This window comes from Syntrophobotulus glycolicus DSM 8271, from assembly GCF_000190635.1.
In the GTDB taxonomy this organism is placed as follows: domain Bacteria; phylum Bacillota; class Desulfitobacteriia; order Desulfitobacteriales; family Syntrophobotulaceae; genus Syntrophobotulus; species Syntrophobotulus glycolicus.
Window position 1 is genome coordinate 497,762 of sequence record NC_015172.1, and the last position, 23,231, is coordinate 520,992.

Consider the following 23,231-nt stretch of genomic DNA (forward strand, 5'->3'; position numbering starts at 1 on the left):
TGAAACTGATCTGTTTCTAATTTTCATAAATCCGCAAGGTCAAGGTATTCTCTTTAACCAGACTGCGGATGAGAAGAGGAAAGGGCTTGCTGTTTCTGAATTTAAAATCAAGATCAGGAAAGCTGACCGTGGCATCCTGACCCGGGGGGACATAGCTTACGGGCAGGGAATGATGATGTCTTTCCAGTATGTCCAATTGAGCGAGATTCACTGCGTTGTATAAAGTGGAAGAAACCTGGCATATGCCCCCGCCCAGGCCCGGGATGTAAGAATTTCCTTCGATGATCAGGGCTTCTTTATATCCGGCCTGACTGGTTCGCTGACCGACGGTGTTATTGAAGGAAAAGATTTTCCCGGGAGCAATGATGATTTCATCGAGTGCTTTGGCAGCGAGGCGGATATTTTCCGTGCGATTAATCAAAGAAGGGTCAAAGCGGGTCGAGTATTGGGCAATCGGCAACGGTTCTTTAATGGTTAAGGTCAGCTTAACGTTTTCAGGATATCCTTCCACAGATCCATAATAACTGCTTGATCCTAATTTTCCCGTATCGACAATACTAGGATCCCACCGGACGGGCAGTTCAACAGCAGTACTATTATACAACCGGGCTTGAACATTTTTGGGCAAAGAATAACTTTTGTTCTGCGTAACCGTGGCGGTGAGATCAGGGATAGAATAAATTTTGTTTTCTGTCGCTGTTCCGGAAATTAATTCCTTGCAGAGTTGAACAGTTTCCTCTTTGGCAACTTTGTCCCCCCCGAAAACAACGAGGTTAGGGGACAAGTGACTGGCGTTGAGCCTGGCAAAGTAAGCGGCCGCTGACTTTGGCAAGGTGGGGAGGGAAGGGTCCAGAAAGATAACAGGGTCGCCGTTCTCAGCGGCCGGAACACTGCCGGCCAAAGCATCGGCAAAGTCATACCCTGTAGCCAGATATACAGTTGAAGGATGGGGAGCAAAGCTTTCTGCCAGGATAATATTCGTATCAAAACGGGACTGGCCGGTTAGTCGCTTGACTGCGGCATGGGGCAATAGAATACTGATTTCTGCTTGCACATGGTCTGAGATTGCCCCTGACCCACCGGTCAGATAGACTTGGGACGGAGTCCTTTCCAGTAAAAAGTTTTTTATTTCCCGGGGAAGCGCATCGTGGGCAGATAACAGGATCGGCCAGCCCTTATTGGCGGCGAAACTGGAAACGCTTAAGGCATCGGGGTACTGCTCTCCTGAGGAGATGACGACTGTGGAATCAATTCCGCCGTTCAGTAGACCGGCGATCTGATAAGATGTGTCGTATCTGTCTGCACCGGCAATTCTCACAATATCTTTAAATCCCAGGTCATGGAGTTTACTCTCAAAATCTATGCCGATGACGGCAGTCCCCCCGACGAGATAAACAGTCCCGCTTGAATCAAGATGTTCGATGACATAATTGAAGGCATCTGTTGAGCGGTCAACAGAAGAGTCCACTAATAAAATAGGAGCACCTTTCTCATGGGCCAGGACACTGGCAGACAAAGCATCCGGAAAATCCTTCCCCGTTGCAAGAATGACATGATCAACCTTTCCGTTGTTATAATACCCGGAAATGATTTTGGCTGTTTCATATCTTGTCTCTCCGGAGAACCTGTCTATCTTTATATTCGGGGGTAAGACAGTGGTTGTACCGGTGTTGTCGGCTCCTGAGAAGGCCGGTGTTTCTAAAAAAAAGCAGGCGCAGACGATCACAATCGTTAATGCAAGGATCTTTTTGCCCATACCGCACTCCTTCAATGGGATTCAGGTTAATTCAAATTATCTCATATCAGGAAAGTGAAGGATGTCGGAATAGTAATGGATCAACTTGCTTATTAATAACGAATATGCCTTATTCAGCCGAATTTCGCCAAGATGATCTCTGAAGCAAAGAGGATGGCTGAATATCGGCAAATGATTTTTTATCGTGTTATAATAATGTATCAATCTGTGGTAAAAGGAAAATTTTTTTGATGAATAAAAATGAACTGATCAAAAGATTTGTCCAGAATCAGGAAGAGAAGAATATGCTGGCCAGAGTCCTGGATAAGCTGGAAGCGGCTGAAAGCAAAAATATCTTAGAAAATACCAAGTTTTTAAATGAGCGCGAGCAGGACCTTGCAGAGAGAATGCTCCCTGAATGTGCGCAATTCAGATATTTGTTCCATGGCGGCTATGAAAGTGCCTCGCGAAAGGTTCTGGTTTTCTTCCCCGATTACATGAATCCGGAACAGGCCTTTCAGGGAGAAGAAAACTGTCTGGCCTGTATCCGGGCAGAATATCCGGCGGACAACGAACTTTCTCACCGGGACTTTCTGGGAAGCCTGCTGGGCTGCGGAATCAAAAGAGAAGCAATCGGCGATATTTTAGTAGGAGAAGGGAGCGCGGATATCGTCGTCCTCAAGGAGATCCTGCCTTATTTACTGGTGAATTTTGAAATGGTCGCCAGAGTAAAAGTTCATGTGGGAGAGATTACGGCGGCAGAGCTTCAAGTCCCCGAAGCAAAGTTCAGGTTGATCAAGGATACGGTCGCTTCCCTGCGCTTGGACAATATCGCGTCGGCAGGCTTTGCGGTCAGCCGGGAAAAGGCAAGTGCAGGCATTAAAGGGGGTAAGGTAGCATTGAACTCTTTGGAATGCACAAAGGCCGATAAGCTCGTTTCGGAAGGAGAGGTCATTTCCTGGCGGGGGATGGGGAAAATAAAGCTCCAACAAATCGGAAACCAGACAAAAAAAGGACGAACAGCAATTGTCGTCCTCAGATATCTTTAATATTTGGGAAATGAAACTGATCCTCAACAGGTAACCGGAATCCTCAGAAACATCCTAAACAACCCTTTTTGCTCCAAGATATACAGATTTCCAGTAGGTCCCGAACGTATAAGCCGTTACTCCCTTCGAGCTGGAGGCGTTAATGAACTGGTTATTGCCGATATAGATTCCGACATGGTCAACAATGCCGCTTTTGCTGCAAGAAAAGAAGACCAGGTCGCCCGGAAGCAGGTTAGAAAAGCTGACAGAAGTCCCAACCGTATACTGATCACGGGAAATTCGCGGTAAGGTAATGCCGTTTTGGGCAAAAACATACTTTGTAAAACCTGAACAGTCAAATCCGGTCGTCGGGGAAGTACCTCCCCATTGATAAGGATAGCCATAATACTTTTGGGCAGTGGATACAATGTCATTAGCTTCGGTCGTGCGGACTTTTGCATAGGCGCTATTCAGGGCATTTTGGGTGAGCGGGCCGACAATACCGTCCGGAGTCAGGGACGTTGATGACTGAAAGGTTTTCACAGCGGCCTGAGTTTTGGGGCCAAAGATGCCATCCGCAGTCCCGGCGGAATAGCCCAGAGAACTTAGTTTGATTTGTAATTCGACGACACTCGAACCGGTAGAACCCATCTTAAGCATATTGTCTGATGCTTGGGCAATCGGGGTCAGGCAAAGAATCAAGAAAGCAAAGGCAACAAAGAATAAAGTGAAACGTCTCTTCATCAAACTCCTCCTAAACGTTTTTGTAAGTCTATTATAGGAAAAACCACAACAGCAAGTCCATGCATAAATAATTCCAATTGGCTTCCAGCAATGAAGTGAAAACATCAGAGAAAACGGAAAAATTGAAAACTGTTTTGGTATCTGAGAGGGAAATGAGAAGCCTTTCAGCATAGCTCGAGCTATTAATTTTTTTCCTTTAAAAGGAGAACACATGTCTAATCATCAAACGAAAATTTTGGTTGCCGATGATGAGCCGAAGATGAGAGAATTGATCGCCTTGTACTTAAAAAGAGAAAACTTCGAAGTCACGGCTGTGGAAGACGGAATGAAGGCTCTTGCTGAGCTGGAAGAAAAAGGGGATGTATTCAGCCTCTTTATGATTGATGTGATGATGCCGAATATGGACGGATTCGCGCTTTGCCGGGAAATACGGAGCTTTTCAGATAAGCCTGTGATCTTCATTACGGCAAAGGGTGAGGAGTATGAACGCTTGATGGGTTTTGAACTCGGTGCGGATGATTATATTGTTAAACCCTTTAGTCCCCGGGAAATGACGGCCCGGGTCAAAGCCGTCTTGAAAAGAGCAAATCCGGTCCAGGGAGAAGAACTGATCCATACCGGCCAAATAAAAATCAATGTTGAGGGGAGAGAAGTTTCGGTCGGAGGAGAACAAATCAACCTGACCCCGAAAGAATTCGATCTTTTGGTTTTTTTAATCAACAACAAGGGCAAGGTATTATCGCGTGAGCATATCACCAGGAAAGTCTGGGATTATGATTACTTTGGGGATCAGAGAACAGTGGATACCCATATTAAAAAGCTCCGGGAAAAGCTTGGAGAAAAAGCGGGAAATGAGATCAAAACAATTTGGGGTGTCGGATACAAATTTGAGGTGAATTAATTGTTCATGAAAAGTATTGTGGCTAAATTATGGTTGACCATCATTGTCCTCATGATCGTTGTTTTGAGTTTATTAGGGTTTGGTTTGTTTGAATTGGGAAAAAACTTTTATTACGCCCAAGTCACGGACAACCTGAACGATCAGGGAAGACAAATCGCCGGTTTATACGCCGAAAACCCGGAAATCTTTATGAACAACGATGAAATAAACCGGTTTTCCCAGATTTTGAATGCGCATACCATAATCCTGAATGAAAAGGGCATAATCCAGTATTGCAATGCGGAGACTCATCTGTTTCCCGGGACAGTCTTTCAGGAATCAGAACTATCCCGTATTTTTCAAGGAGAGGAAATATCCAAGATCGGTTATTATGAGCATTTTGACACTCAGATGCTGGCAATAGGCCTCCCTGTAATCAGAGAGAAGCAAGTGGTCGAAGCAATGTTTATTTACACTCCTGTAGCCCCGATATCCGCGACCCTTGATTCATTCAGGAATTTGATCGCAGGGGCTTTGCTGGCATCAATTCTGATCGCCTCTGTACTGGCCCTGTTTCTTTCCAGATCACTCCCTAAACCCTTGTTAAGAATGAATGAGGTCGCTCTGAGCCTGGCCAAAGGAGACTACGATCAGCGGGTAACGGTCCAAAGCAGGGATGAGATGGGAGTTTTGGGCACTTCCCTGAACTACTTATCAGAGCAGCTCAAAAAGAATATGACAGAGCTTTCTTATGAAAAAGAGAAAATTGAAAATATCCTCATTGGCATGTCGGACGGTGTGATCACTGTTGATATTGAGGGCAGAGTAGTCTTAATCAACCCGCAGGCTAAACATTTGTTGAATATGAGCAATCTGGAAAAAAACAGCAGGATCGACAAAGATGAAAATTTAGCCCGGTTGAGTTCCCTGTTCTCCGGTGTACTTGCGCAAAAAGAGCAGGCCAAGGAAGAGATTATGATTAATGAAAAAAACCTGACAGTCAGACTTTCTCCCTTGTTTGATCCAAGTCAGCTTATTTTGACCGGAGTCATTGCCGTTTTGCAGGATACTACAAGAGAGTACAAGCTCGAGCAAATGCGCAGGGACTTTGTGGCCAATGTTTCCCATGAATTAAGGACCCCGATCAGTCTTATTCAGGGATATGCGGAAGCTCTGGCAGATCATGTTGAGGATTCGCCGGTCCAGCAGGACCAATTTATGAAAATCATTATTGAGGAATCCAACCGCTTAAAAAGACTGGTTGAGGACCTGTTGGAACTGTCAAGACTGCAATCGGGAAAAGCTGATTTGGAAAAAGAAGAAATCAATCTTTTCCAAGTGAGCGAGCAGGTGAAAGAAAAGTACGATCAGCTGTTTATTCAAAGGAACATCAAGTTCAAGGCTGAGATCAATCAAGACGCGGGAACGGTCTGGGCCGATAAATTCATGTTTGAACAGATTGTCTTAAACCTGATCGATAATGCGATTTGCTATGCGCCGGGAGGAACAATAACCTTGACAAGCGCCAGAACGCAAAAAGGAATTGAACTTTGCCTCTCTGATACGGGGAAGGGGATTTCTGAGGAAGATTTGCCTTATCTGTTTGAACGATTCTACCGCGCCGATAAATCAAGAAACAGGGAAAGCGGTGGAACGGGATTAGGTTTGTCTATCGTAAAAAATTTGGTTCAGGCCCATGGCGGCATAATTTCTGTGGAAAGTGAAGCAGGTAAAGGAACAAAATTCAGTTTAAAGTTCCCTTTTCAAGACAAATAAAACATTTCGGTCTCAAAAATCCGACCTCAAAATGGACGAGGCCTATTTTTTTATTGTCAAACCCTACTATAATCATAGAAATTATAATTTTTTTCCCAAAAGCTATTGACTTGGAAAAAAGTCGACGCTAGAATGAAACGAAACCTATAGGGATACTGTAGTATAAACAATTTAGGGGGAAAAGTGAAATGAAAGTACGAGAAAAACGAAAACAAAAGACTGTACTTGGAAAAGGAATCGTCGCCGTTCTGATTATGGCCTTACTGGCTTCCTTAGCCGGCTGCGGCAAGACGGAGCAGGCCGAACAATCCAAAGATACAAAACCTGTATCCTTACTCAATGTTTCTTATGATCCCACCCGTGAACTTTATCAGGAATACAACACAGCCTTCTCTAAATACTGGAAGGATAAAACCGGTCAGGACGTGACAATCGAACAGTCTCACGGCGGATCCGGCAGTCAGGCCAGAACCGTTATTGACGGAAACGAGGCCGATGTTGTGACTTTAGCTTTAGCTTATGATATCGACTCAATCAACAGTAAGGCGCCTTTAATTAATAGCAATTGGCAGCAGCGTTTACCGAATAACTCAACACCTTACACGTCAACAATTGTTTTTCTTGTGCGCAAGGGAAATCCCAAAAACATTAAGGATTGGAACGATCTCGCAAAACCCGGAATATCGGTAATTACGCCCAATCCGAAGACCTCCGGCGGCGCCCGTTGGAATTATCTTGCCGCTTGGGGCTATGTTCTGAAAAACAATGGCGACGATGCCAAAGCAAAGGATTTTGTGAAATCTATTTTTGAAAATGTACCGGTTCTGGATTCAGGGGCACGCGGTTCCACCACAACCTTTGTTGAACGCGGAATAGGAGATGTCCTCCTGGCTTGGGAAAACGAAGCGCACTTATCGATTAAAGAATTCGGCAATGATAAGTTTGAAATTGTTTATCCCTCAATCAGCATTTTAGCCGAACCACCGGTCTCAGTCGTAGATTCCGTCGTTGATAAAAAAGGCACACGAGAAGTGGCCGAGGCGTATTTAAATTATCTCTATAGCGATGAAGGCCAGGAAATTGCCGCGAAAAATTTCTATAGACCCAGAAGCGAAGCGATAGGCCAAAAATATGCTTCTCACTTCCCGAAAATCAATCTCTTTACCATTGACGATCTTTTTGGCGGCTGGCAGAAAGCTCAAAAGGAACACTTTGCCGACGGCGGGGTATTCGATCAGATTTATACAAAAAAATAGTCCTTGAATTTAAAGATGAGTACGTTAAAGATAGAACGGTTCTTGACCCAAGAATCAAGAACCGTTTTTCTTTAAACTGAAGTGGGAAAAGAAAGTTCTTTTTTCTGAGCGTTCAATAAAGAGGTGCATCATGAGGAAAACAGGCAAAAAATTTAGTTTGATTGAACACAGCGTAATACCGGGATTTGGAATAACGATGGGTTTTTCCCTGCTTTATCTCAGCTTGCTGGTTCTGATTCCAGTTTCCATGGTTTTTTTGAACAGCGCCAATATGGGATGGCAAAAATTTTGGGAGGTCGCCTTATCGGAAAGGGTCGTAGCTTCTTTAAAGGTATCGTTCAGTACTTCATTTTTAGCAGCTTTGGTCAATGCCATATTCGGGCTGCTCCTTGCCTGGGTCTTGGAACGATATACCTTTCCGGGCAAGAAAATAATAGACGGCTTGATCGATTTGCCTTTTGCCTTGCCCACCGCGGTCGCCGGAATAGCCCTAACCACCCTTTATTCCCCAAACGGCTGGATAGGCAAATTATTTGCACCGTTAGGAATGAAAATAGCCTATACTCCCCTGGGCATTACCATAGCTTTGATTTTTATCAGTCTGCCTTTTGTCGTAAGGACCGTGCAGCCTGTCTTGCAAAGCATTGACCCGGAAGTTGAGGAGGCGGCGGCTTGCTTAGGCGCGACAAGGTTTCAAACCTTCTATAAAGTGATCTTGCCGGCGCTGCTCCCGGCGGTGATTACAGGGTTTGCCCTGGCCTTCGCGCGGGCTTTGGGGGAATACGGTTCGGTTGTCTTTATTTCCGGGAATATGCCGATGTATACGGAAATTACCCCCCTCTTAATCCGGACAAAGCTTGAACAATATGACTATGCCGGAGGTACGGCTATTGCCGCCGTGATGCTGGTCATATCCTTCATCATGCTGCTGGTGATTAATCTCATTCAGTGGTGGACAAATCACCGGGATAAAGCCAATTAGGAGTGAGAAAAATGAAGAAGAAAAATGGAAACGAATCGAAAGTTGTCAAGACACTCCTAATCACAATTGCGTTACTCTTTTTTGTGTGCATGCTTTTGTTTCCTTTGTTTTTAGTTTTCGCCAAGGCTTTCGAAAAAGGGGCCGCCTTATATTTGGCCTCCATCACAGATCCGATGGCCGGGAAAGCGATTAAGCTTACCCTTTTGACGATTGCAATTGTGGTTCCCATTAACACGGTATTCGGTCTGGCTGCGGCCTGGGCCATTGCTAAATTCAAATTCAAGGGAAAAAATCTTTTGCTGACCTTGATTGATTTGCCGTTTGCGATTTCCCCCGTGGTTGCCGGACTGATCTTTGTTTTGCTTTTCAGCACAACCCACGGTTTATTTGCTTCAGTATTAAGTGAGTGGGGATTAAAGATTATTTTTGCTCCTCCCGGAATTGTCCTGGCGACTTTATTCGTCACTTTACCTTTTGTAGCCCGGGAACTGATCCCTTTAATGGAAGTTCAGGGAACTGCGGAAGAGGAAGCGGCGCTGACGTTAGGGGCCAGCGGATTTAAAACCTTTTTGCGTATTACTTTGCCGAATATCAAATGGGCGCTTCTCTATGGTGTCATGCTTACAGCGGCCCGGGCGGCAGGGGAGTTCGGCGCGGTTTCTGTAGTATCCGGGCATATTCGCGGCTTGACAAACACCATGTCTCTTTATGTCGAAATCTTATATAACGAGTACAAATTTTCTGCGGCTTTTGCTGTAGCATCCTTATTGACGCTTATCGCAATCATTAATCTTGTCATCAAAAATATTGCCGATTGGAAGAACAAGAAAATCGAGGAGGAGCTATGAGTATAGAAATATTGAACATTACGAAATCGTTTGATTCCTTTAAAGCTCTAAGTCATATTGATCTGAATATCAAGACAGGGGAACTGGTTGCTTTGCTGGGGCCATCCGGTTCCGGGAAAACCACCCTGCTGAGAATTATTGCCGGTCTGGAGAACCCTGATTCCGGAAGCATTATTTTTGATGGACAGGACAACACCGAAAAGAGCACTCAGGATCGCAAAGTAGGATTTGTTTTTCAACATTATGCTCTGTTCAAGCATATGACCGTGTTTGAGAATATTGCTTTTGGTCTGAAGGTCAGACCCTATAAGCTGAGACCCGGCAAAGAAGCGATCAACGAAAAAGTGAACGAGCTGTTGTCTCTGGTTAAGATGGAAGAACTGGCCAAAAGATACCCTTCTCAGCTTTCGGGCGGCCAACGGCAGAGAATTGCCCTGGCCCGGGCCTTGGCTGTCGAGCCCAAAGTCCTGCTCTTAGATGAACCCTTCGGTGCTCTGGATGCCAAGGTCCGGAAGGATCTCCGCCGGTGGCTGCGCAAGCTGCATGATGAATATCCGATCACCAGTGTTTTTGTAACGCATGATCAGGAAGAGGCTCTGGATGTAGCGGATAGAGTGGTTATCCTCAATCAGGGAAAAATAGAACAGATCGGCACACCGGAAGAAGTCTATGATAATCCGGTCAATCCCTTTGTTTATCATTTTTTGGGCAATGTCAATTTGTTTCACGGCAGAGTGCATGAAGGAAAGGTTGAGCTTGGTTCTTTAAAACTGGATGTACCCGAAAACATCGGAATAAAGAATAAGGAAATTGTCAGCTATATCCGGCCGCACGATATTGAAATCAGAGTTAAGGATGAAGGAGAAGGCTTTATTGCGGCGGAGATTGTTTTCATCCGCGCCGTCGGTCCGATTGTCAATCTTGAACTGAAAAGACTGGATAGTGGAGATTATCTTGAAGCGGAGATCAGCAAAGAAGCTTTTAAAAGCTTGGAATTGCGGGAAAAACAAAAAGTTTTTCTCCGGCCTAAAGATTTCAGGGTTTTTACCCCGGAAGATTACGTGATTTAAGAAAAGTATTTTTTTTCTTTACTTGTAACTAAATTGGTTAAAAGTTTGAGGGGAGAAGGGAAGGGGGTGAATGAACAGCAGTAATGAAAAATAAAAATTTGCTTCATGGTCTGAGTGACGAATCCAAGAGAATATTAAAATTGTTCCTGCATAAAGGGGCGATGACGAAAAAACAGCTTTCCAAACTTTCCGGTTTAAAGCTTACGACGTTAAATCGAATGATGCTCCCGCTGGAGGATTTAAACTTAATCGTCAAATCGGATATTGAAAAGTCTTCAGGAGGCCGCAAGCCGGCTCTCTATGATGTCAATGTCAAAGATTATTATTTATTGGGGGTTGATATCTCCAGGCTCTATACCCAGATTGTTCTGACCAACCTTAAGATGAAGCCCTTGGAAAAGTACCGGTTTGATATGAATCAGGAATTAACTCCTGAGGCGACGCTGAAACGGATTTTAGAATGGATCCAGAATGTCCTGGCCAAGATCAAGGACGAATCCGTACTTGGTATAGGGATTGGAACGGTGGGCCCTTTAGACAGAGAGAACGGTGTGATTATTAATCCTGAAAATTTCGAAGCTCAAGGCTGGAAAAACATTGCCGTAAAATCCATATTCGAAGAAAAATTAGGCCTGCCTGTCCTGATCGATAACGGGGCCAATGCGGCAGTGCTGGCAGAAGCCAATTACGGGATAGGCAAAGGGATTAAAAATATTATGTACCTGAATTGCGGGGTCGGGATCAGAACCGGATTTATTTCTTCGGGGATATTTGTGAGGACGGTCAACGATTCGGAGGATACCTTCGCCCATACTGTGATCGATGTGAAGGGAAAGGAATGCCGGTGCGGCAATCATGGCTGCATTGAAAAGTATTCCTCCATTCACGCTATTTTGGAAGAGTTTGCGGACAGAGTCCAAAAAGGCGGTGTGACCAGAGTCAGCAAGCCTGCCCGCCAAATTTCCTATCTTGATATTTGCCGGGCAGCCGAAGACGACGACCCCCTTTCAGCAGAGGTCATTCAAAACGCGGCTCTGATCATGGGAACAGGATTGGCAAACTTTATTCAGCTTTTCAATCCGGGTATTGTTGTTTTAAGCGGGCCCCTTATCCGCTACTCCAAGCTTTTTTATGAAGAATGTGTGAGGGCCGCTCGCCGGAAAAGTTTTTGGAATCAAGGCAACAACATTAACTTCAGCAGAGGGGGATCCTTCGCTGAAAATGCCATTTCTATCGGTTCGGCGGCTCTGGTGGTTGAAAATTTGTTCAATCATACGGGTTGAGCTTCTGAAAAACAAAAGAGAAAGTGAAAAGGAAGAGATCGGGAATGGAATTGGAGATTAAAGCCCTAAACAATAAATATGCGCAAAAAAGTCCGGAAGAGTTCCTGGGAGAAATCGTAGAAAGAGTCGGAACGGCTAAGATTGCCCTGGCTTCCAGCCTTTCCATAGAGGACCAGGTCCTGACCGCCATGCTGCTCAAAACAGAACCGAAAGCCAGAATTTTCTTTATCGACACCGGCCGGCACTTTCAAAAGACCTATGATCTGATGGAAGAAACCATGCACAGGTACCACTTTCATTATGAAGTCTATGCTCCGGAGAGTAAGGATCTGGAAGAGATGGTGGCCGGGCATGGTCCCAATCTTTTTTATGAGAGCATAGAGCTGCGGAAAAAATGCTGTGAGCTGAGAAAGGTTAAGCCCCTGCAAAGGGTTCTGAGTACGGTAGACGCCTGGATCTGCGGCTTGCGCAGGGAACAGTCCCCGACCCGGGAGGAAGTCAATCTGCTGGAGTGGGACGGCAATCAGGCCATTTATAAAGTCAACCCTCTGGCTTTTTGGAGTGAAGAAAAGATCTGGGACTACATCAGGAAGGAAAATGTCCCTTACAGCAGCTTATATGACAAGGGATTCCGCAGTATTGGCTGCCGCCCCTGTACCAGGGCGGTCAAGCCGGGAGAAGATGTGCGCGGCGGCCGGTGGTGGTGGGAGAGCCCGGATAAGAAAGAATGCGGGCTGCATATTGCCCAGCCCTGATCGTCCGAGATGTTTGGGATAACCTCATCTTTGGCATGAATACTTGCAGCACTGGAGGAAGAGAGATGAATCATTTAGACAAGCTGGAAGCACAAAGCGTCTATATTCTGAGAGAAGCATACCGGGAATTCAAAAATATTTGTATGCTCTGGTCTATTGGCAAAGATAGCACAGTCCTTCTCTGGCTGGCCAGAAAAGCTTTCTTCGAACATGTTCCCATACCTCTGGTTCATATCGATACTCATTATAAAATTCCGGAAATGATTCAATACAGGGATAAGCTTGCTCATCAATGGCGGCTTACCATGATCTATGGAGAGAACAGTGAAGCTCTTCGGGAGAAAAGAACTTTTCCGGACGGCAAGGCGGACCGTCTGGCTTGCTGCCAGGCTTTAAAAACGGAAGCGCTGAAAAATACACTTTCCGGAGAATGGCCCAGATATGTGATGGATCTGAAGACCGGGAAATATATTGAAGACCAAAATAGGGAGAAATACACAGGGGTTATTGTAGGGGTAAGAGCAGATGAAGAGGGCAGCCGTTCCAAAGAAAGATATTTTTCTCCCCGGGATCAGGAAAATGATTGGGATGTCGGGGACCAGCCCCCGGAATTTTGGAACCAGTTCAAAACGGATTTTGCTCCCGGTACCCATATCAGAATTCACCCCCTGCTCGATTGGACAGAGCTGAATGTCTGGGAATATATCGAGAGAGAGAAAATCCCGGTAACCTCCCTGTATTTCGATCAGGGCAGCGGCAAAAGGTACCGCTCTCTGGGCTGTTACCCCTGCACCCTGCCGGTTGAGTCAACAGCCCAAAATGTAAGGGAAATCATTGAAGAATTACAAAGCGGCAAATTTGCCAACATCGCCGAAAGATCAGGACGCGCTCAGGATAAAGATGACGGCGGGCTTGAAACCTTGAGAAGAGGCGGGTATATGTAAGATGGAAACCAAAGAACAGATGAATATTGTGATTGTCGGTCATGTCGATCATGGCAAGAGCACGGTGATTGGAAGACTCCTGGCTGATACCGGTTCCCTGCCTGAGGGAAAACTGGAAGCGGTGAAAGAATACTGCCGGAAAAATTCCAGACCTTTTGAATATGCTTTCCTCTTAGATGCCTTGAAAGATGAACAGGCTCAGGGGATTACCATTGATACCGCCAGGTGCTTTTTTAAAACGAACAAAAGAGATTATATTATCATTGATGCCCCGGGGCATATTGAATTTTTAAAAAATATGGTTACCGGAGCATCCAGGGCGGAAGCTGTCCTGTTGGTCATTGATGCCAAGGAAGGAATTCAAGAGAATTCCAAAAGACATGGCCATATTGTTTCTATGCTGGGTATTCACCAGGCAGTAGTTTTGGTGAACAAAATGGATCTTGTTCATTTCGATCAGGGGGTCTTCGAGAAGATCACCGGAGAGTTTACGGAGTTCCTCCATAAAGTAAACATTAAGCCGGTCAATTTTATCCCTTTAAGCGCCTTCAACGGAGATAATATCGCGGTAAGATCTGAGCATACTCCATGGTACGGCGGCCCAACGGTTCTGGAGCAATTGGACCAATTCGCCAACAAAAAGGAAAACCAGGAGCTTCCGTTTAGAATGCCCGTCCAGGACATCTATAAATTCACCGAACAAGGGGATGACCGGCGGATCGTGGCGGGGACAGTCCTGAGCGGTAAAATCAGGACAGGAGATGAAGTCATTTTCCTGCCGTCCAAGAAAAGAAGCATAATTAAGAGTATCGAGGGCTTTCACGTGGCCCCCAGGACTACGGCTTACGCAGACCAGGCCATCGGCCTTACTCTGGAAACACAAATTTATATCAAACCCGGCGAACTGCTGGTTAAAGCGGAGGAGTCACAGCCTGTCCTCAGTTCCCGCTTCAGAGCCAATATCTTTTGGGTCGGGAAAGCGCCGCTAATCAAAAACAAAAATTATAAGCTGAAAATCGGGACCATGCGGATTGGGGTTAAGCTGGTCGAAATCCTGAACATCATTGATGCGGCCGAACTCAATATTGATAGGTTCAAAGACCAGGTGGAACGGCACGATGTAGCCGAATGCATCTTAGAAACAGTGAAGCCCATAGCCTTTGATCCCATCTCGGAGCTCGAACTGACCGGAAGATTTGTGATTGTGGATAATTATGAAATATCCGGCGGCGGGATTATTTTGGCAGGAGTCTCCGATTCCGGACATACTCTCCTGGAACATGTCCGGGACAGGGAATTCCTATGGGAAAAAGGCCTGATTTCCTCCCAGCGCAGAAAAGAAGCCTATGGACATAAGTCCAAATTTATTGTGATCACCTCAGGCAGTGAAGGCAGCGAAAAAGTCATTCAGGATATTGGCAAGGATCTGGAACAGGAGCTTTTTAACAGGAGGTATAAGACATATTATCTTGGTGTGGCCAGCCTTCTTCACGGACTTGGAGCCGAGGCCAAAGATGAATATGAAGGACGGGAGGAGCATATCCGCCAAATCGGCGAACTGGCCAGAATCTTTACCGACTCCGGGCAGATCTTCATCACCTCGGTCTTTAACCTGGATGATTATGAAGCGGAAAAGCTGAAAGTTCTGAACCGGCCCAATGACATTTTAATCATTAATATCGGGGAAACACCATTTGACAGTTTCCGGCCCGATGCCAAGATCAACCCGGAAGGAGCAGTCAAGGCGGTGTGCGCCCTCCTACAACAGCATGAAATCATCCTCGACTATTATATTTGACGGCCACGGAGGGCCTAATGCCGTGGTGCCAAGGATGGCAAGGAGCGGCAAGGCCATGGAGGGCCTAACGCCTGTAATATTATATTTAACGGAGGACAAGAAACGATGGAGATTACAGCAAATGGAAATAAGGTTATCCTGGAGAAAGAGAACTCGGTAAAAGAGCTTCTGGATACCCTCAAAGTTGAAATGCCCGAATATGTAACGGTTCAAATTAATGAAGATATCATTGACCGGGCAGATTTTGAGACATTGTTGGTGAAAGAAAATGACGTGGTTGAATTTCTTTATTTTATGGGAGGGGGAGCCCGATGAGTTTTTCTAATGAACAGCTTGAACGATATTCCAGACACATTATTCTGAAAGACGTCGGGGTCAAAGGACAAAGAAAATTGCTGGAGGCTAAGGTTCTGATTGTAGGGACAGGGGGGCTGGGAGCACCGGCCGCCATGTTCCTGGCCGCGGCGGGAATCGGCACGATAGGTCTGGTGGATTTTGACGCTGTTGAGTTGTCTAATCTGCAGAGGCAGATTATCCATTTGACAAAGGATGTCGGCAAGCCCAAAGTGCGATCGGGCCAAGAAACCATCAATGAAATGAATCCTGATGTTGATGTCCGCACTTACCAGGAATGGGTGAGCTCTGCCAATATTCAAGACATCATTAATGACCAGGATTATGATTTTATTATTGACGGCACAGATAATTTTCCGGCTAAATTCTTAATCAATGATGCTTGTGTTCTGAGCCAGAAACCTTTTTCCCATGCCGGAATTATCAGGTTTCAGGGCCAGACCATGACCTATGTGCCCGGACAGGGGCCCTGTTACAGGTGTGTCTTCAAAAATCCGCCGCCTCCCGATAGTGTGCCGACCTGCAAACAGGCCGGAGTGTTGGGGGTCATGGGCGGAATCATCGGGACAATTCAGGCTACCGAAGCGATCAAATCTGTGCTGGGCATAGGTGATCTGCTGACCGGGCATCTCCTGACTTACGATGCCTTGAAAATGGAGTTTAGAAAAATCAAACTGGCCAGTGATAAAAAGTGCCGCATTTGCGGCGAAAACCCCTCTATTCATGAGCTGATCGACTATGAGCAAGCGGTTTGTGATTTTAAACATTAAGCTGTTAACCGGAAAGAATACAGAGTAAGTAGGTGTTGGAATTGATAGTGATTTCTCAACGGCAGTTCAATGAAGTCCTGAACCATACTCTTCAGGGTTTTCCCAATGAGGCCTGCGGGCTTCTGGGAGGAAAAATCGAGGGTGATCTTAAACACATTGAAAAGGTTTATCTTCTGACCAATACAGATCACAGCCCGGAACATTTCTCCATGGACCCGAAAGAGCAATTCGCGGCAATTAAGGATATGCGCACTAATGGCTGGGTGATGCTGGGAAACTTTCACAGCCACCCCGGATCACCTTCCCGCCCGTCGGAGGAGGACAAAAGATTAGCCTTTGACCCGGAGATGAGCTATTTGATCTTGTCCCTATTGGATCGGAACAACCCTGTTCTGAAGAGCTTTAAAATCTTAAAGAATACAGTGGAAGAAGAAGAAATCATATGTTCGGAGGAGGCTGGATAAATGCCTGAGGTTGATTATAAAGAGCTGAAAAAAGGCGGCTTTATGCGCCAGGTTCAGAAAGATCACTTTTCCTTAAGACTGAGAATTGTTGGCGGTCAGATTCAGGCCGGTCAGCTGCAAAAGGTCTATGAAATTGCCCGGGAGTACGGGCAGGGTGATATTCACATGACTTCCCGGCAAAGCATTGAGATTCCTTTTATCAAACTCAAGGATATTGATGCCGTGAAAAAAGAACTGACTGAAGCAGGCTTGCAGCCCGGAGCGTGCGGACCAAGGGTCAGAACGATCACGGCCTGTCAGGGCGGTGCGATTTGCCCCAGCGGTCTCATTGACACAGCTGTACTGGCCCGGGAATTCGACCAAAAATACTATGCCAGGGAATTGCCTCATAAATTTAAGCTGGGAATTACCGGCTGCCGCAATAATTGCCTCAAGGCTGAGGAGAATGATCTTGGGGTCAAAGGCGGAGTAAAACCGGAGTGGGGCATGGACAAATGTAATTTTTGCGGCCTTTGTGAAGCAGTATGTCCGGAAAAATCGATTCGTCTTGATCAAGAAAACCGCAAGCTTGAGCTGAATACACGAACCTGCAATGATTGCGGACGCTGTGTCAAGGTCTGTCCGGTCGAAGCCTGGGTAGGCCAAAGCGGATTTATTGTTTATTTTGGCGGACTGTTTGGAAACCGGATTGCCATCGGCAAACAGCTTTTCCCGATTGTTTTTTCCACGGAAGTCCTTCATCAAGTGATTGAAACCACACTTCACTTTTTTCAGCAATATGCCAAGCCCAGTGAAAGATTCCGCAATACGCTTGATCGGGTGGGCTGGGAATTGCTTGAAAAGGAATTAAAGGAGGTTGTGAAATGAGTGTGCAAAAAAGCGACGCTTTTGTCGATATTACCGATGTCGTCTGTCCAATCACATTTGTGAAAACAAAGGTGGCGATAGAGGAGCTGGAAAAGGGCCAGGTCCTGGAAATTCTGATGAATGAGGGAGAACCAATTCAAAATGTTCCCCGGAGTCTAAAGGACGAAAGCCATAAAATCATCAATGTGCAAAATAATGGGAATGGGACCTATACCGTATTAGTCGAGAAGGACGGACTGGCATGAAATTCAATACAGCATTGCTTCATGGAAATTACTCTTCGGATGAAAAAACCGGGGCGACAGGGATACCCATTTACCAGTCAACAGCATTTCGGCATAATACGGCGGAAGAACTGGAGAATATTTTTAAAGGGAATGCTCCCGGATTTGTTTATTCAAGGATCAATAACCCCACTGTAGATTCCTTCGAACGCAGGATAGCTTTTCTGGAAGGAGGGATTGCCGCCGTCGCTTGTGCTTCAGGGATGGCGGCAATTTCCCTTGCCGTAATGAATATTGTTCAAAGCGGGGAAGAGCTTGTTTCGGGGAGCGGGATATTTGGCGGAACATACAGTCTCTTCGATGATCTGAGAGCCTTCGGAATTACCCCCAGATATGTTAAGGATAACAGCATCGAGAGCTATGCCCGGGAAATTAATGAAAAGACCAGACTGATTTTTGTTGAGACAATCGGCAACCCCAAACTTGATGTGCAGGACCTGCGTTCTTTAGCTGAGCTGGCCCATGCCAAAGGGATTCCCCTGGTTGTGGACAACACCGTAACAACACCCTATCTGGTCAAACCGGTGAAGTTAGGCGCCGATATTGTTGTCCACTCAACATCCAAATATATTAATGGCGGGGGGAACTCCATCGGCGGGGTGATCATTGACAGCGGCAAATTCAAATGGGACTTCGACAAATACCCGGCTTTAAAGGATTTTAAGAAGTTCGGCGGGTTTGCCTACCTGGCTAAGTTAAGGAACGGCTTGTTCCGGAATCTTGGTTCCTGTATCGCACCGTTCAATGCTTATCTCAACAGTATTGGGTTAGAAACTCTGGGTTTAAGAATGGAAAGACTATGTGATAATGCTTTAAAATTAGCCGAGAGCTTAAATGAAAACAAGCATGTCCTGGCTGTCAATTATCCCGGTCTGAAAAATCATGAGGATCATGAGCTGGCTAAAGAGCAGTTCAATAACAGGTTCGGAGCGATTCTCACGATCAGAGTGGGGAGCAAGGAAAGAGCCTTCAAGGTGATCAATCATCTCAGATATGCCTCAAACCTGGCCAATATAGGGGATGTCCGGACTCTGGTCATTCATCCTGCTTCCACCATATATTTAAATAACAGTATGGAAGAAAGAGAAAGAGCCGGAGTCTATGATGATCTGATCAGAATAAGTGTCGGCCTGGAGGATATCGAAGATCTTGAAGAAGATTTCCAGAGGGCTGTTGAGGAAAAATAACAGGATCTGAAACAGAGAAAGAGGATGGCTGCGGCCATCCCCCTCTTTCTTCTATGAAGCGATATCAGGGGTTCTCTTTACATTCTCATCGCCATCGGCAAAGAGAAGAGATAGACATTGATCAGGGCTAAGAGCAGGACAAAGATGAGATGAGGGACGACACCTTTATGATGATGGGATTTCCCGATTTTGCAGATCGTCAAAGCGGAACCGGCGGTGCCAAGAAAAAGGAGAAGGTACTGTAAGGTTAAAATGGTTGAATTGCTGAAAATGGCTGCCGATGCATGATACTCTACACCAAACAAGCCCATAAAGGTGAAGAAGATGCTTTTCCCCTCGGCCAGCAGGTGAAAGAGGTTGTGGGCCAAATGGGCAGCCAGGTCCAGAGGGATCAACCCATAGCCAAAGCGGGCAAAGTTTTTGGCAATGCCTTCTCTTGTACTGAGGTTAGAGAGGAAACTGGAGAGAAATAGGGCCAAAATCGGGAGCCCCATGGCAATAATAAAGGTGATCGTAAAGGTGACAAAATAGTTTGTTGTTCCTGTAATCCTTTCCAATGTCTGGAGAAGCGGCTGCCAGATACTAAGCATGGTAATATTCTGGACGAAGACAATGCCCATAATGACGATCGCAAGGAAGGACTCTTCAAAGACCGGTTTTTTGATCCCCCAAAGCTCCTTTGTCGGAATACGCGTTTTGACCGTGATGCTGTCATTCGGACAAGTTTTCACACAATAACCGCACAAGTTGCATTTGGCGTTTGTGTCCATGGTTCTGGGAAATTCAAACATTGGACATCCGGGAGCCTTTTCATTGCCATGATAACAGCTGGCGCTTTTGCAGGCAGCGCATTTCTCAGGAGTAGCCCTTAATTCTAAAGCGCCGGAACGCGAATAGTTGCCTGAAAGTCCGCCTAAAAAGCAAAGATACCGGCACCAGGTACGTCTTTCAAAGAATGCTCCGCTGAATACGACGCCGACCACGATCAGCATCAGCAGGAAAGCAGAACCGCGGGGATTCTCCACGATACCGAAGACGTGATCAGACCAGGTAATCAAAATAAAAACTGCGTCTATGATCCAAATCCCATATTTTTTTAGAAATTTTGGAACGGGCTTATTGAGGCCGACAAATTTTTGAACAACATCGCTTAACGTGGCAAAAGGGCAGATACCGCACCATAAGCGGCCAAATAAGATAAATAAAAGAGGGAGTACCGGCCACCACAAGACCCAGGTCATCGCGGTTCCAAAATTATCATGAGCCAGGATAGGGCCAAAAGCCAGTACAAAAATAATATAGGCAAATAAAAGGAGAACAGGCCATTGAATGATTCCGGGATAAAGCGGGTGAGCCAAAATCTTTTTCAGGAGATTGCTTTTTTTTGAGCTGTCTTTATTTATTGACAAGATGATCTCCTCCTCGCTGTTTCCTTTTTAACACTGCCGCAATGATCAGAATTGCGGCAATAACCCCGCCGAAGGCTCCTATGATCAGCCAGTTAGGACCACTGTCGGCGGTTTTGTCAGGATCACCTGCGGCATGAGGGTTGCTTGCTCCATGATCCATCCCGTTCATATCCGCGCCGGAATCCATTTGGCTATGATCTGTGCCGGAATTGACCGTGCCATGATCCATATTGTGATGGTCCGGATCAGAGTCCGGCTGGGGATCACCTGTTGCTTTGTTTTCTCCTTCCATATTCATGCCATGATGAGCATCTGTACCCGCAGCAATTTTTATCGGGAAAGACAGAAAAGTCGATTCAGTTTTTTCGGCGGCCAGAGCAGTTGCTGAAGTGAAAATAACGAGCAGCAGACTGAGAATCACAGGAATAAGTTTTTTCATTTTGGTCGCTCCTTCCATCATCTTTTGATGGAGATATTGTACTATTTAAATTTGGAGACTCTGTGAACGAAATGTGAAAGATTTGTAAACTTCCTTAATGTTCACAAATCTTTTTAATCTTTTCTAAAATTATTGTTTACAAGCGCTTTTCAATCTGACTCCCTAAGGCATCGTTTGCCGCTTTGTCAGAGACGAAAGATTCATATATAATGGAAAACAGATCAGATATCATCGAAATAGATCAAAGGAATGGAATAGATGAAGTTAGCCCAATCGACAAGTGAATTGGCTGAAGAAGGTGACGTGAAGAAATGACCAGCTATTATCCGATCAGCGTAGACATAGGGAATAAACCGGTTCTGGTCGTAGGGGGCGGACCGGTGGCCTGTCGGAAAGTAACCACACTGCTGGAGTATGGTGCACAGATCAAAGTAGTTTCTCCGGAAATTTGTGAGGAGCTTCAAGCTTTGGTTGATCAAGGATATTGCAGCTGGGCTGCAAAAAGTTACACCATAGAGGATATTCAGGAAGAGGTTTTGGTTTTTTCCTGTACGGACATGGAGCAGGTGAATGAGCAAGTCGCCCGTGATGCCCGGGCAAATTTCCGGCCGGTCAATGTCGTGGATGATCCCGGGAAATGTTCTTTTTTTGTTCCGGCGGTTCTGCGCAGGGGGGACCTGACCATTGCCGTTTCCACAGGTGGCAGCAGTCCTTTGGTCGCCCGTCAAATCCGGATAGACCTGGAGAAAATCTATGGACCGGAAATGAAAGAGTATTTAGAGCTTTTACGTTTTTGGCGTCCCAAAATCAAGTCGGCCCTTGTACCGGCAAAGAGAATTGCGTTTTGGGCAAAGGTAACCAATGGGGAAGTATTGACACTGATTAAAAACGGTCGTCTGCCCAGAGCAAAAGAGGTGATCGAGACTTGTTTCCAGTCGTTGTTGGACTAAACCACCGGACAGCTCCTGTTGAAGTGCGGGAGAAATTAAGCTTTCACCACTCGGAGATCAGAGGGGCGCTTCAGGAGCTCTATCAAGACCCTGTTATTGAAGGGGCAGTACTGCTCAGCACCTGCAACCGCTTGGAAGTACATGCGGTTGTTGCGGAGCTGGACAGAGGGATACAATCTGTGAGGGAATTCCTGTGCAGGCACCACAGGGGAAAACCCGGTAATCCCGATCAGAGCACCAATATCGGGCCGTATTTGTTTGTCCATGTTCTATATCCGGCCATCAGGCACTTGTTCAGGGTGACCTCCGGGCTGGACTCCATGATCCTGGGAGAAACAGAAATACTGGGACAAGTAGCTAAAGCCTATGAAATTGCAGTTGCGGCAGGGGTGACCAATAGAACCATTAATGTTTCTTTTCAAAAAGCTTTAGCTGTTGGTAAAAAAATAAGGCTTGAGACAGGTATTGATCAAAATCCGACTTCAATCAGCCATATTGCCGTAGACTTAGCCAAACAACTGAACGGCAGTTTAAAGGATAAGAAGATCGTTGTTTTCGGAGCCGGGGAGATGAGCTCCCTGCTGATGAAGTACTTGGCCTCGGAAGGCGCCTCTCTGGCTATTGTGTCCAACCGTTCATTAACCAGGGCCAGGGAACTGGCCCTGGAATGCCGGGGGATTGCTGTTTCCTATACCGAAATGGAAAACCGGCTGGAAGATGCCGATATTGTTTTTACGGCGACATCGGCGCAAAACTATGTGCTCGGCAGGCTGTACTCAGACAAGATAATTGACAAAACGGGATAAGACGGGATGTGTCGGGAGACACCGAGAAAAGACAGTATTTATGCGGGTTTGTGAGGGATATGGAAGGAAATCCGTGACAGAAATATTGAGAACGGCATCGAGTGAATTGATGTCGTCTTTTTTATGCCTTGAGGGGGCGTGGTGGTCGTGGAGTTGTCGGGCATCGCGTCAATTATCAACTAATCAACGAGGCCGGAAAACCGCATAAAATAAGCATTTTTACAAAGTGTGAGCCACTCAGATAGTCCCGGAAGCCCCAGCAGCAAGGGGGATAAAGGACATCATCGCGGCTCATATTTGCATTATAACATCAAAGGACAATGAAGTCGAGACGGTCGGCGTGCTAACGGAGCGTTAGTGAGTGTTAAATGCAGCGGCGGGGCGTGCGAAGAAGTGCGAAAATACGGCATTTCTCAGGTGTCAGCGCGTTACTTTCCCCGTGCGCGCCCGTGCGGATAACCCTCAAAAAGAGGCAAAAAGGCGGCTCATTCAAAGTGACAAAGCTATGTAATCGCAAAAAAGCTGTCACATTGCCGTAATATCAAGGGTTTTCGGCACTTACATCGGCGCGTCAAAGGCGATTTTCAATGTGACAAAAACAG

23 protein-coding genes are annotated in these 23,231 nt (G+C 46.0%); 19 read left to right on the plus strand and 4 right to left on the minus strand.

The window, feature by feature from the left end; all coding sequences use genetic code 11:
• Window positions 1-16: 16 nt before the first annotated feature.
• Window positions 17-1,756, minus strand: coding sequence for a VanW domain-containing protein (locus SGLY_RS02575; RefSeq protein WP_013623731.1), 1,740 nt, complete (start codon window positions 1,754-1,756; stop codon window positions 17-19).
• A 230-nt stretch (window positions 1,757-1,986) separates the two neighbouring features.
• Between SGLY_RS02575 and SGLY_RS02580 the strand changes: the two genes are divergently transcribed.
• On the plus strand, window positions 1,987-2,784 hold the full coding sequence (locus SGLY_RS02580; protein WP_013623732.1) for a YlmH family RNA-binding protein: 798 nt from the start codon (window positions 1,987-1,989) through the stop codon (window positions 2,782-2,784).
• Between the two features lie 54 nt (window positions 2,785-2,838).
• Here the strand turns inward: SGLY_RS02580 and SGLY_RS02585 are convergent, their stop codons facing one another.
• Complete coding sequence (locus SGLY_RS02585) at window positions 2,839-3,507, minus strand: C40 family peptidase (protein WP_013623733.1); 669 nt, start codon at window positions 3,505-3,507, stop codon at window positions 2,839-2,841.
• Between the two features lie 211 nt (window positions 3,508-3,718).
• Here SGLY_RS02585 and SGLY_RS02590 point away from each other — a divergent pair, with 211 nt between their 5' ends.
• The 16 genes from SGLY_RS02590 (at window position 3,719) to SGLY_RS02665 (ending at window position 19,025) form a co-directional block, all read left to right on the plus strand.
• Window positions 3,719-4,408, plus strand: coding sequence for a response regulator transcription factor (locus SGLY_RS02590; protein WP_013623734.1), 690 nt, complete (start codon window positions 3,719-3,721; stop codon window positions 4,406-4,408).
• 6 nt (window positions 4,409-4,414) lie between these two features.
• Window positions 4,415-6,163, plus strand: a complete 1,749-nt coding sequence (locus tag SGLY_RS02595) for an ATP-binding protein (RefSeq protein ID WP_148228053.1) — start codon at window positions 4,415-4,417, stop codon at window positions 6,161-6,163.
• 188 nt (window positions 6,164-6,351) lie between these two features.
• Window positions 6,352-7,419 (plus strand): sulfate ABC transporter substrate-binding protein, encoded by a 1,068-nt coding sequence (locus SGLY_RS02600; protein ID WP_013623736.1) that lies wholly within the window; start codon window positions 6,352-6,354, stop codon window positions 7,417-7,419.
• A gap of 130 nt (window positions 7,420-7,549) precedes the next feature.
• Window positions 7,550-8,401 carry a sulfate ABC transporter permease subunit CysT gene (cysT, locus tag SGLY_RS02605; protein ID WP_013623737.1) on the plus strand — a complete coding sequence of 284 codons (852 nt, stop codon included), beginning with the start codon at window positions 7,550-7,552 and terminating at the stop codon, window positions 8,399-8,401.
• Window positions 8,402-8,412: 11 nt separating this feature from the next.
• Window positions 8,413-9,249 (plus strand): sulfate ABC transporter permease subunit CysW, encoded by an 837-nt coding sequence (gene cysW, locus SGLY_RS02610; RefSeq protein ID WP_013623738.1) that lies wholly within the window; start codon window positions 8,413-8,415, stop codon window positions 9,247-9,249.
• On the plus strand, window positions 9,246-10,319 hold the full coding sequence (locus tag SGLY_RS02615) for a sulfate/molybdate ABC transporter ATP-binding protein (protein WP_013623739.1): 1,074 nt from the start codon (window positions 9,246-9,248) through the stop codon (window positions 10,317-10,319). Before cysW ends, SGLY_RS02615 begins: the two co-directional genes overlap by 4 nt.
• A gap of 83 nt (window positions 10,320-10,402) precedes the next feature.
• On the plus strand, window positions 10,403-11,602 hold the full coding sequence (locus SGLY_RS02620) for an ROK family protein (RefSeq protein WP_013623740.1): 1,200 nt from the start codon (window positions 10,403-10,405) through the stop codon (window positions 11,600-11,602).
• 23 nt (window positions 11,603-11,625) lie between these two features.
• Window positions 11,626-12,357: a phosphoadenylyl-sulfate reductase gene (locus tag SGLY_RS02625; protein ID WP_282432410.1), complete on the plus strand. Its 732-nt coding sequence runs from the start codon at window positions 11,626-11,628 to the stop codon at window positions 12,355-12,357.
• A 65-nt stretch (window positions 12,358-12,422) separates the two neighbouring features.
• Window positions 12,423-13,301: a sulfate adenylyltransferase subunit CysD gene (cysD, locus tag SGLY_RS02630; protein WP_013623742.1), complete on the plus strand. Its 879-nt coding sequence runs from the start codon at window positions 12,423-12,425 to the stop codon at window positions 13,299-13,301.
• Between the two features lies 1 nt (window position 13,302).
• Window positions 13,303-15,099: a GTP-binding protein gene (locus SGLY_RS02635; RefSeq protein WP_013623743.1), complete on the plus strand. Its 1,797-nt coding sequence runs from the start codon at window positions 13,303-13,305 to the stop codon at window positions 15,097-15,099.
• Between the two features lie 105 nt (window positions 15,100-15,204).
• On the plus strand, window positions 15,205-15,414 hold the full coding sequence (thiS, locus tag SGLY_RS02640) for a sulfur carrier protein ThiS (protein WP_013623744.1): 210 nt from the start codon (window positions 15,205-15,207) through the stop codon (window positions 15,412-15,414).
• Window positions 15,411-16,223 carry a molybdopterin-synthase adenylyltransferase MoeB gene (gene moeB, locus SGLY_RS02645; protein ID WP_013623745.1) on the plus strand — a complete coding sequence of 271 codons (813 nt, stop codon included), beginning with the start codon at window positions 15,411-15,413 and terminating at the stop codon, window positions 16,221-16,223. The genes thiS and moeB overlap by 4 nt, the downstream gene beginning before the upstream one ends.
• A gap of 41 nt (window positions 16,224-16,264) precedes the next feature.
• Window positions 16,265-16,687: a M67 family metallopeptidase gene (locus tag SGLY_RS02650; RefSeq protein ID WP_013623746.1), complete on the plus strand. Its 423-nt coding sequence runs from the start codon at window positions 16,265-16,267 to the stop codon at window positions 16,685-16,687.
• Window positions 16,688-17,554 (plus strand): 4Fe-4S binding protein, encoded by an 867-nt coding sequence (locus SGLY_RS02655; protein WP_013623747.1) that lies wholly within the window; start codon window positions 16,688-16,690, stop codon window positions 17,552-17,554.
• Window positions 17,551-17,799: a sulfurtransferase TusA family protein gene (locus SGLY_RS02660; RefSeq protein ID WP_013623748.1), complete on the plus strand. Its 249-nt coding sequence runs from the start codon at window positions 17,551-17,553 to the stop codon at window positions 17,797-17,799. Before SGLY_RS02655 ends, SGLY_RS02660 begins: the two co-directional genes overlap by 4 nt.
• Window positions 17,796-19,025, plus strand: coding sequence for an O-acetylhomoserine aminocarboxypropyltransferase/cysteine synthase family protein (locus tag SGLY_RS02665; RefSeq protein ID WP_013623749.1), 1,230 nt, complete (start codon window positions 17,796-17,798; stop codon window positions 19,023-19,025). Before SGLY_RS02660 ends, SGLY_RS02665 begins: the two co-directional genes overlap by 4 nt.
• A 77-nt stretch (window positions 19,026-19,102) precedes the next feature.
• Here SGLY_RS02665 and SGLY_RS02670 read toward each other — a convergent pair whose 3' ends face one another.
• Both SGLY_RS02670 and SGLY_RS02675 read right to left on the minus strand, forming a co-directional pair.
• Window positions 19,103-20,434 (minus strand): 4Fe-4S binding protein, encoded by a 1,332-nt coding sequence (locus tag SGLY_RS02670; RefSeq protein ID WP_013623750.1) that lies wholly within the window; start codon window positions 20,432-20,434, stop codon window positions 19,103-19,105.
• Window positions 20,421-20,873, minus strand: coding sequence for a hypothetical protein (locus SGLY_RS02675; RefSeq protein WP_013623751.1), 453 nt, complete (start codon window positions 20,871-20,873; stop codon window positions 20,421-20,423). Before SGLY_RS02675 ends, SGLY_RS02670 begins: the two co-directional genes overlap by 14 nt.
• 311 nt (window positions 20,874-21,184) lie before the next feature.
• Here SGLY_RS02675 and SGLY_RS02680 point away from each other — a divergent pair, with 311 nt between their 5' ends.
• On the plus strand, window positions 21,185-21,823 hold the full coding sequence (locus tag SGLY_RS02680) for a precorrin-2 dehydrogenase/sirohydrochlorin ferrochelatase family protein (protein ID WP_013623752.1): 639 nt from the start codon (window positions 21,185-21,187) through the stop codon (window positions 21,821-21,823).
• The gene (hemA, locus tag SGLY_RS02685) at window positions 21,799-22,629 is read left to right on the plus strand and encodes a glutamyl-tRNA reductase (RefSeq protein ID WP_013623753.1); all 831 of its coding nucleotides are present in this window, start codon (window positions 21,799-21,801) and stop codon (window positions 22,627-22,629) included. The genes SGLY_RS02680 and hemA overlap by 25 nt, the downstream gene beginning before the upstream one ends.
• Window positions 22,630-23,231 lie beyond the last annotated feature (602 nt).